At 72.0% G+C, this 8,146-nt stretch carries 8 protein-coding genes; 6 read left to right on the top strand and 2 right to left on the bottom strand.

What is annotated here, in order from left to right; genetic code table 11:
• Nucleotides 1-138 precede the first annotated feature (138 nt).
• Both ACFV8H_RS05140 and ACFV8H_RS05135 read right to left on the bottom strand, forming a co-directional pair.
• Nucleotides 139-828 carry an HAD family hydrolase gene (locus tag ACFV8H_RS05140; protein WP_380396586.1) on the bottom strand — a complete coding sequence of 230 codons (690 nt, stop codon included), beginning with the start codon at nucleotides 826-828 and terminating at the stop codon, nucleotides 139-141.
• Between the two features lie 79 nt (nucleotides 829-907).
• Nucleotides 908-1,702: an AfsA-related hotdog domain-containing protein gene (locus ACFV8H_RS05135; protein ID WP_375887290.1), complete on the bottom strand. Its 795-nt coding sequence runs from the start codon at nucleotides 1,700-1,702 to the stop codon at nucleotides 908-910.
• A gap of 313 nt (nucleotides 1,703-2,015) precedes the next feature.
• On the opposite strand from ACFV8H_RS05135, the gene ACFV8H_RS05130 reads away from it, so the two are divergent.
• The 6 genes from ACFV8H_RS05130 (at nucleotide 2,016) to ACFV8H_RS05105 (ending at nucleotide 8,120) form a co-directional block, all read left to right on the top strand.
• Nucleotides 2,016-3,578: an MFS transporter gene (locus ACFV8H_RS05130; protein WP_380396585.1), complete on the top strand. Its 1,563-nt coding sequence runs from the start codon at nucleotides 2,016-2,018 to the stop codon at nucleotides 3,576-3,578.
• Between the two features lie 170 nt (nucleotides 3,579-3,748).
• On the top strand, nucleotides 3,749-4,699 hold the full coding sequence (locus ACFV8H_RS05125; protein WP_380396584.1) for an aldo/keto reductase: 951 nt from the start codon (nucleotides 3,749-3,751) through the stop codon (nucleotides 4,697-4,699).
• A gap of 95 nt (nucleotides 4,700-4,794) precedes the next feature.
• Nucleotides 4,795-5,766 (top strand): aldo/keto reductase, encoded by a 972-nt coding sequence (locus ACFV8H_RS05120; RefSeq protein ID WP_380396583.1) that lies wholly within the window; start codon nucleotides 4,795-4,797, stop codon nucleotides 5,764-5,766.
• Nucleotides 5,767-5,868: 102 nt separating this feature from the next.
• A complete protein-coding gene (locus tag ACFV8H_RS05115) occupies nucleotides 5,869-6,354 on the top strand; it encodes a MarR family winged helix-turn-helix transcriptional regulator (protein ID WP_380396582.1) in 486 nt (161 codons plus the stop codon).
• A gap of 67 nt (nucleotides 6,355-6,421) precedes the next feature.
• On the top strand, nucleotides 6,422-6,889 hold the full coding sequence (locus ACFV8H_RS05110) for a MarR family winged helix-turn-helix transcriptional regulator (protein ID WP_375887278.1): 468 nt from the start codon (nucleotides 6,422-6,424) through the stop codon (nucleotides 6,887-6,889).
• Nucleotides 6,890-7,112: 223 nt separating this feature from the next.
• A complete protein-coding gene (locus tag ACFV8H_RS05105; RefSeq protein WP_375887277.1) occupies nucleotides 7,113-8,120 on the top strand; it encodes a 3-oxoacyl-ACP synthase III family protein in 1,008 nt (335 codons plus the stop codon).
• Nucleotides 8,121-8,146 lie beyond the last annotated feature (26 nt).

Genomic DNA, 8,146 nt, shown 5'->3' with positions numbered 1-8,146 from the left:
CCGCCCCGCCGCCCCCCGGCTCCCGGCGCGCGGGGGGCCGGTCCCCCCCCCCCCCCGGCGCGGGGGGGGGGGGGGGGGCCCCCCGGGGGGGGGGGGCCCCCCCCGCCCCCCCCCCAGGGGGGTGGGACGGTCGGTCGGTCAGTGCTGCGCCGCGCCGTGGCCGAGGCCGGGCAGCCGGCTCCAGCCCCCGCGGTCGGCGTGCTCGGTCAGCACCGGGTCGTCGCCCACCACCGTGGGGTGGCCGACGAGTCGGAGCAGGTCGAGGTCGGAGGAGTGGTCGCCGTAGGCGTGGCACTCCCGCGGGTCGAAGCCGCCCCGGTCGAGCAGCTCGCGGGCGGCGACGGCCTTGGCCGCGCCGATCATCGGCCGCTCCAGTTCACCGGTGAGGATCCCGTCGGCCACCAGCGGGCGGCTGCACAGGACGGTGCCGGCGTCGACGTACCGGGCGATCGGGTCCAGGCAGCCGGGGAAGGACCCGGAGACCAGGACGGTGTGGTGGCCCTGCTCGGTGTGCCGGCGGAAGGCGGCCAGGGCGGGGGCGTGGAAGAGCTCCCCCTCCCCGGTCCGCTGCCGGTACCACTGCTCGCCCTGCTCGGCGAGGTCGGCCTCCCGCACGCCGGTGAACAGCCGGTAGTACGCCCGGTTGACCTCCTCGCGCGGCACGCCGCCGTCCGCCAGCCGGCGGAGGGCGCCGTGGTCCCGCGCGTAGTCGGACTCCGGGCGGCCCTCGACCCGGTACCGGAAGGCCAGGAAGTCGAACATGCTCTTGACGTTGATCAAGGTCTCGTCGACGTCGAAGAAGGCCGCGGGGCCGGTCGGGCGGGTCACTGGGTGCTCCTGGGGTTCGTCATGGCGTCCGGGGTCCGTCCGGGATGCGTCCGCGGCCGGTCGGGCCGGGTGGGGTGGGTCAGCGCGAGCCGGCGACGACCAGCTCGCCCTCCCGCTCCTGCTCGGTGCGGGCGAGGCGGACCTGCTCGACGGTGCGGGCCGCGCGCTTGCCCTCCTTCTGCGAGATGACGTCGCTCTCGAAGGCGGTGAACTCGACCCGGGACAGCGAGGCGCGGGCACCGCCCTGGTGGACGGCGATCTCGACGCCGAAGGACAGCCGCTCGGGGTTGTCGATGCTCGCGCTGAGGATCTCGTAGTCGACGGTGGCGTCCAGCGGGAACAGGAAGTTCTCGAAGTCCGTGTCGAAGCTCTTGATCACGTAGTAGTACTGCCGCTCCGGCCAGGCCGAGGCGTAGAACCGCTCGGTGACGGCCAGGAACATCTGCCGCGCCGCCTCGATGATGATCATGCCCTGGATGTGCTGGCCGGTGGTGTGGTCCAGGAGCAGTTCGTTGTCGTTGTCCAGTCTCAGGTCCGCCTGGTAGCGCAGCGCGTCGATCTGGCGCAGGCCGGCGATCAGGACGTTCTGCTCGCGGTGCTTGTGCGCCTCGTCCCGGTAGGCCAGGCTCGGCTGCAGCTCGGGCACCGAGATGCGCTCGGCCGCACCGTAGCGGGTGATCTCGCGGGCCACCCAGTCCCACTCGTAAGAGCTCATGCCCTGACCGTTGATCAGCGTCAGGCGGAGCTCGGGGTCACTGTAGCGCCCCGCCCGCAGCTCCTTGACGAACCCACCCGCGGTGGCCACCCCGTCGTTCGTGGCCAGAGCGCCGAAGCGGTCGCCGACCAGGTACAGAACCTCGGTCCGATGCGTCATGTCAATGCCCCCATCACATGAAGTGCGCGTGGCGCGCGTCTCTGAACAGGCAAAAGGCTGAATTGCAGCCCTCTCCCGCCTTCCTGACGGGAGGCCAGCTGCCCAGGACAGTATCAGCATTCGTAGACAGCTTACGACCCTGTCTCATATCAAGACTTCCCCAAGAATCCCGATGCGAGGTCAACCGACCGCCTTGACGGCCGCCACGGCGAACCTATAGCGTCCTCTGCCATGAGTAAGAACCCTGATACCGACCAGGGTTCTTGCTGCTAATCGAACTCATCGACACCTTCGACATCGGAGTCCTCGACCCATGAAGAGCTACCCACGCACCACGCTCGCCGCGGTGTGCATCGCCGGCGGGCTGCTCCCCGCCTCGCTCACCGGCGCCTCGGTGGCCCTGCCGAAGATCGCCACCGACCTCGGCGCGGGCCTCGGACCGCTCCAGTGGGTGGTCAACGGCTACAACCTGACCTTCGCCAGCTTCATGCTCGCCTGCGGCGCCATCGCCGACCTGGTCGGCCGCCGCAGAATGCTGGGCATCGGCATCACGCTCTTCGGCCTCTGCTCCCTGGTCAGCGGCCTGAGCAGCAACATCTACCTGCTGGACGGCGCCCGCCTGCTGGCCGGCGCGGCCGCCGCCGCGGTGCTCACCGCCGGCAGCGCGGTGCTCGCCACCACCTTCTCCGGACCCGCCCAGGCCAAGGCCTTCGGCGTCCTCGGATCGTCCTTCGGCGTCGGACTCGCCCTCGGCCCCTCCACCTCCGGCCTGCTGGTCTCCTCCTTCGGCTGGCGCTCGGTCTTCCTGCTGCACGCGGCGATCGACCTGGCGCTGCTGCTGGCCCTCCCGCGCATCACCGAATCCCGTGACCCGGACGCCCGCGGCGTCGACTGGGGCGGCACCGTCACCTTCACCACCAGCCTCGCGCTGGTCACCCTCGCCATGGTCGAGGGCCCCCAGCAGGGCTGGACCAGCCCCGTCGTGCTCGGCCTGCTGGCCGGCTTCGTGCTGCTGCTCGCGCTCTTCGTGATCGTCGAACTGCGCCAGGAGCGCCCGATGTTCGACATGACCCTGTTCACCCAGGGCCGCTTCGTCGCGATCTGCTTCGTCCCCGTCGCGCTCGCCTTCGGCTTCGTCTGCCTGCTGGTCTTCCTGCCCTCCTACTTCATGGGCGCCAACCGGTTCAGCAGCTCCGAGGCCGGCGCCGTGATGCTGCTGCTCACCGCCCCCGTGCTGGTCTTCCCGATCATCGCCGGTCGCCTCGCCCAGAAGATCTCGGTCCGCACCCTGCTGGCCGTCAGCCTGCTGCTGGTCGCCGGCGGCGCCGCCTGGCTCACCACCATCCACCCGGGCATCGGCGTGGCCGGCCTGATCGGCCCGTTCCTGATCATCGGCACCGGCGTCGGCATCTCCTTCGGCCTGCTGGACGGCGCCGCGATCGGCTCCGTCCCGCCGGAGCGGGCCGGCATGGCCGCGGGCATGTTCAACACCATGCGCCTGGCCAGCGAGGCGATCGCCATCGCCGGCATGGGCTCCGTCCTGGTCAGCCTGGTCAGCTCCAACGTCTCCAAGAACCTCGACTCCTACGGCAGCGGCTTCACCGGCAACCCGGACGGCCTCGCCGCCAAGGTCGCCCAGGGCAACCTGGCCGACCCGGAGTCCGGTGTCGCCGAGGCCGGCCGCCAGGCCTTCCACACCTTCCTCGCCGACGGCTACACCGACGCGCTGCGCACCGTGCTGTGGATCCTGGCCGGCGTGGCCGCGCTCAGCGCCCCGCTGATCGCCGTGATGCTCCGTGACCGCAAGGCCGCCGCCTCCGCGGTGACCGCCCCGGAGGCCGAGCAGGCCGCGGAGCCGGTCGGCGCCGGGCGCTGACGCCCGCCTCGACCGGCCTGACGGCCAGACCCGAGCGACCGGTCCGGGAGGGGCGCGGTGAACCCGCCGCCCCGCCCGGACCGCTCCGCCTCCGCACCTCCCGCACCTCCCGCACCTCCCGCACCCGCTGCCGCCCGCTGCGCCCCCAGACCACCGCGAAGGAAGAGATCATGCACAGCCGCCACCTCGGCCCCACCGGCCTCGACGTCGGAGCCATCGGCCTCGGCTGCATGGGGATGACCGACTTCTACACCACCGGCGGCTACGACGAGGCCGCCTCGGTCGAGGTCGTCCACCACGCCCTCGACCAGGGCATGAACCTGATCGACACCGCGGACGTCTACGGCCCGCACAGCAACGAGGAGTTGCTCGGCCGGGCACTGGCCGGCCGCCGGGAGCGGGCCGTCCTGGCCACCAAGGTCGGGCTGGTCCAGGAGCCGGACCGGCCGATGTACCGCAACGGCCGCCCCGAGCACATCCACGCCTCGATCCGCGCCTCGCTCAAGCGCCTCGGCACCGACCACGTCGACCTGTACTACCTGCACCGGGTGGACCCGGACGTCCCGCTGGTCGAGTCCTGGGGCGCGATGGCCGAACTGGTCGAGGCCGGCCTGGTCCGCGGCATCGGCCTCTCCGAGGTCGGCGTCGAGGAGCTGGCGGCCGCGCAGGCCGTCCACCCGGTCGCCGCCGTCCAGACCGAACTGTCGCTGTGGAGCCGGGAGGTGCTCGCCGACGTGCTGCCCTGGTGCTCGGCCAACGGCGCCGCCTTCGTCCCGTACTCCCCGCTCGGCCGAGGCTTCCTCACCGGCGGCTACACCAGCCCGGACGCCTTCGCGCCGGACGACTACCGCACCGCCAACCCGCGCTTCGCCCGGGAGGCCTTCGCCGCCAACCTCGCCATCGTCGAGACCCTGCGGCGGGTCGCCGAGCGGCACGGCGCCACCCCGGGGCAGGTCGCCCTGGCCTGGACCCTCGCCCAGGGCGAGCAGGTCGTCCCGATCCCCGGCACCAAGCGGATCGGCCACCTCACCGAGAACGCCGGCGCGGCCGACCTGCGGCTGTCCGACGCCGACCTGACCGAGCTGGACTCCGCGCCGGCCCCGGTCGGCTCGCGGTACTGACGCTTCGTCACCCGCACTCTTCCCCAGCCCGCTTCACCACCCCCGCCCGCACGCCCCCACCCCCGAACCGCACCAACCACGAGGAGAGACCTTCCATGGCACAGCAGCGCACCCTGGGCGCCGAGGGACCCGCCGTCGGCCCGATCGGCCTCGGCTGCATGGGGATGAACTGGGTGTACACCTCCCAGCTGCAGAGCACCGAGGAGTCGATCGGCGCCATCCGGCACGCCATCGACCTCGGCATCACCCTGCTCGACACCGCGGACCTCTACGGCCCCTTCACCAACGAGGAGTTGCTCGGCGAGGCACTCCGCGGCGGGCTGCGCGAGCAGGTCGTGCTCGCCACCAAGGGCGGCCTCAAGGCCGGCCCGGAGTCCCACCTCGGCTCGGTGCAGGTGTCCGCCGACGGCCGGCCGGAGCACCTGCGCGCCGCGGTGGAGGGCTCGCTGCGCCGGCTGGGCACCGACCGGATCGACGTCTACTACCTGCACCGGGTCGACCCGAGGGTCCCGCTGGTGGAGAGCTGGGGCGCCCTGGCCGAGCTCCAGCAGGCGGGCAAGATCGTGCAGTTGGGCCTGTGCGAGGTCTCCGCCGGCCAGCTGGACGCGGCGCACGCGATCGCCCCGGTCGGCGCCGTGCAGTCCGAACTGTCCGTGTGGAGCCGGGACCCGCTGGCCGAGGTGCTGCCCTGGTGCAAGGCCAACGGCGCCGCCTTCGTCCCGTTCTCCCCGCTCGGCCGGGGCTTCCTGGCCGGCCGCTTCGACGGCGAGAACGCGCCTGACCAGGACGACTTCCGAGCCCGGCTGCCGCGCTTCCAGGAGGAGGCGCGGGCGCAGAACCAGCGGATCTCGGACGGCATCCAGGAGGTCGCCACCCGCCACGGCGCCACCCCCGCCCAGGTCGCCCTGGCCTGGACGCTGGCCCAGGGCGAGCACGTCGTGCCGATCCCCGGCAGCACCCGCCGGCTCCACATCGAGCAGAACGCCGCGGCCGCCGAGGTCCTGCTGAGCGCCGACGATCTGGCCGCGTTGGACTCCCTCCCGGCCCCGGTCGGAACCCGCTACTGACTTGCCCCGCAGACGAGTTCGTTTTCCGAGTTGTAAATCAGGGCTCTACGAAGTATTAAGGTTCTGAGTAGCAGTTCAGGTTCCGACCACCGAGGAGGCCCCGTGGCTCCCCCCGACCAGGACGTCCCCTCCCGAAGGCTGGGACACCTCCTCAAGCAGTGCGAGCAGACCATGATGGCCGCGCGCGGCCGGGCGCTGCGCACGGTCGGCCTGACCGTGCCGCAGTACCTGACCCTCCGGGTACTGGCCGAGCACCCGGACGCGTCCGGGGCGCAGCTGGCCCGGCACTGCCTGGTCACGCCGCAGACCATGGCCACCCGGCTCGCCTCCCTGGAGGGGCGCGGGCTGGTCCGCCGGCAGGTCTCCTCGGTCCACTCGCACGTCTTCACCGCGCGGCTGACCGAGGAGGGCCGGGCCCTGACGGTCCGGGGCGAGGCGGCCGAGCACACGGCCGAACAACGGCTGGTCAGCTCGTTCCTGGCGGAGGAGGTGGTGGTTTTCCGCTCACTGTTGCGGCGCGCCGTGGCAGCGGTGTCCGCACCGGAAGCCGACCCGGTTGGCCCGAATCAGTTCGTACGTAGCGACTGATCAGCCCACTGATGTACCTTAAAGTCCGAATAATCCGCCGTGGGGGGCAGCCAGGGATGCGATCACTGTGACCGAAAACAGCTCCAACCAGCCGAACTCAGCTCCGCTCGATTTCCACGACCGCCTGGGCCATGCCATCAAGCGGGCCGAGCAGGCGCTGATCGGCGAGAAGACCCGCGCGCTGCGCACCGTCGACCTGACGGTTCCGCAGTACGTGACCCTGCTCGTGCTCCAGCAGTCCTCCGGAATGTCCGGGGCGCAGCTGGCCCGGGAGTGCATGGTCACGCCGCAGACCATGACCACGATCCTGACCAATCTGGAGAACAAGGGCCTCATCACCCGTGAGACGTCGAGCGTGCACCAGAAGGTGCTCGTGGCCAAGCTCACCCGCTCCGGCCGCACACTGGCGAAGAAGGCCGACACCTTGGCCCGCGGGGTCGAGAAGCGGCTCACCGACGCCTTCGACGACACCGAGCAGGCCCAGCTGCGCGAGCTGCTGGAACGCTCGGCGGCGGCTCTGCGCAAGACCGACTGAGCCGCACCGCGGCAGCACCGCAGTCCGGGGCGGAAGGCCGCCCCCTGGACGCCCGATCACCACCCGGGGCGTCGAGGGGGCGGCCTTTCCCATATCCGGGGCCGGACGCCCCGTGCCCAGGGAGCCTCATGCTTCGGACACAGCCTATGGTCCACCCATTCATTAACATTGCGATACTGGACAAGGCATTGACCTAAGTCAGGCCTCTGATACTGTATCGATCATGCAGACAGCGCAGCAGCACGCGTCGTCCATCGGCATCCTCGGCACCGGGTCGCACCTGCCCGCGAACGCCGTCGACAACACCCTGGTCGGCTCCCGGGCCGGCGTCACCGCCGAGTGGATCCACCGCAAGACCGGCATCAGCGAGCGGCGCTACGCCGCCGAGGGCGAGGCCACCTCCGACCTCGCCGCGCACGCCGCCCGGGCCGCCCTCGCCGACGCCGGGATCCGCCCCGGCCAGCTCGACCACATCGTCGTGGCCACCTCCACGCCCGACCACCCGCAGCCCGCCACGGCCGCCATCGTGCAGGACCTGATCGGCGCCGAGCAGGCCGCCGCCTTCGACCTGAACTCGGTCTGCAGCGGCTTCGCCTTCGCCCTGCACACCGCCCACCGCCTGATCGCCGACGGCGGCCACGCGCTGGTGATCGGCGCCGACGTCTACTCCCGGATCATCGACCCCACCGACCGCCGCACCGCGATCCTGTTCGGCGACGGCGCCGGCGCCGTCGTGCTCGGCCCCGTCCCGGCCGGCTACGGCATCGAGACCTCCCTGCTGGAGACCTTCGGCCGGCACCACCGCACCATCCGGGTCCCGGCCGGCGGCAGCCGTAGACCGGCCTCGCCCGAGAGCCTGGCCGAGGGCGACCACTGGTTCGCCATGAACGGCCGCGAGGTCCGCGAGTTCGTCACCGACCGGCTGCCGCTCACGGTCAAGGAGCTGCTCCGCCGGGCCGACCGCACCGGCACCGAGGTCGACCACTTCGTGCCGCACCAGGCCAACGGCCAGATGCTGGCCGAGATCCTGCCCTCGCTCGGCCTGGAGCGCGCCCGCACCCACCTCACCGTCGCCGAGTACGGCAACACCGGCGCCGCCTCCGTCCCGATCACCCTCGACGCCGCCAACCGCGCCGGCGCCCTGCGCGACGGCGAACTGGTGCTGCTCTCCGGCTTCGGCGGCGGCATGTCGATCGGCAGCAGCCTGCTGCGCTGGCACGCCGCCGCGTAGTCCAGGCGCACCGCCCGCCCCCGAAC

This window comes from Kitasatospora sp. NPDC059827 (genome assembly GCF_042731675.1).
In the GTDB taxonomy this organism is placed as follows: domain Bacteria; phylum Actinomycetota; class Actinomycetes; order Streptomycetales; family Streptomycetaceae; genus Kitasatospora.
Note: the sequence above shows the minus strand (reverse complement) of the source record. Positions and strands in the feature narration are given on the sequence as shown.

Bases quoted from the DNA above. Each gene is read 5' to 3' on its own strand.
- ACFV8H_RS05120 (WP_380396583.1), top strand. From the start codon at position 4,795: ATGGCACAGCAGCGCACCCTGGGCGCCGAGGGACCCGCCGTCGGCCCG.
- ACFV8H_RS05135 (WP_375887290.1), bottom strand. From the start codon at position 1,702: ATGACGCATCGGACCGAGGTTCTGTACCTGGTCGGCGACCGCTTCGGC.
- ACFV8H_RS05125 (WP_380396584.1), top strand. From the start codon at position 3,749: ATGCACAGCCGCCACCTCGGCCCCACCGGCCTCGACGTCGGAGCCATC.
- ACFV8H_RS05105 (WP_375887277.1), top strand. From the start codon at position 7,113: ATGCAGACAGCGCAGCAGCACGCGTCGTCCATCGGCATCCTCGGCACC.
- ACFV8H_RS05130 (WP_380396585.1), top strand. From the start codon at position 2,016: ATGAAGAGCTACCCACGCACCACGCTCGCCGCGGTGTGCATCGCCGGC.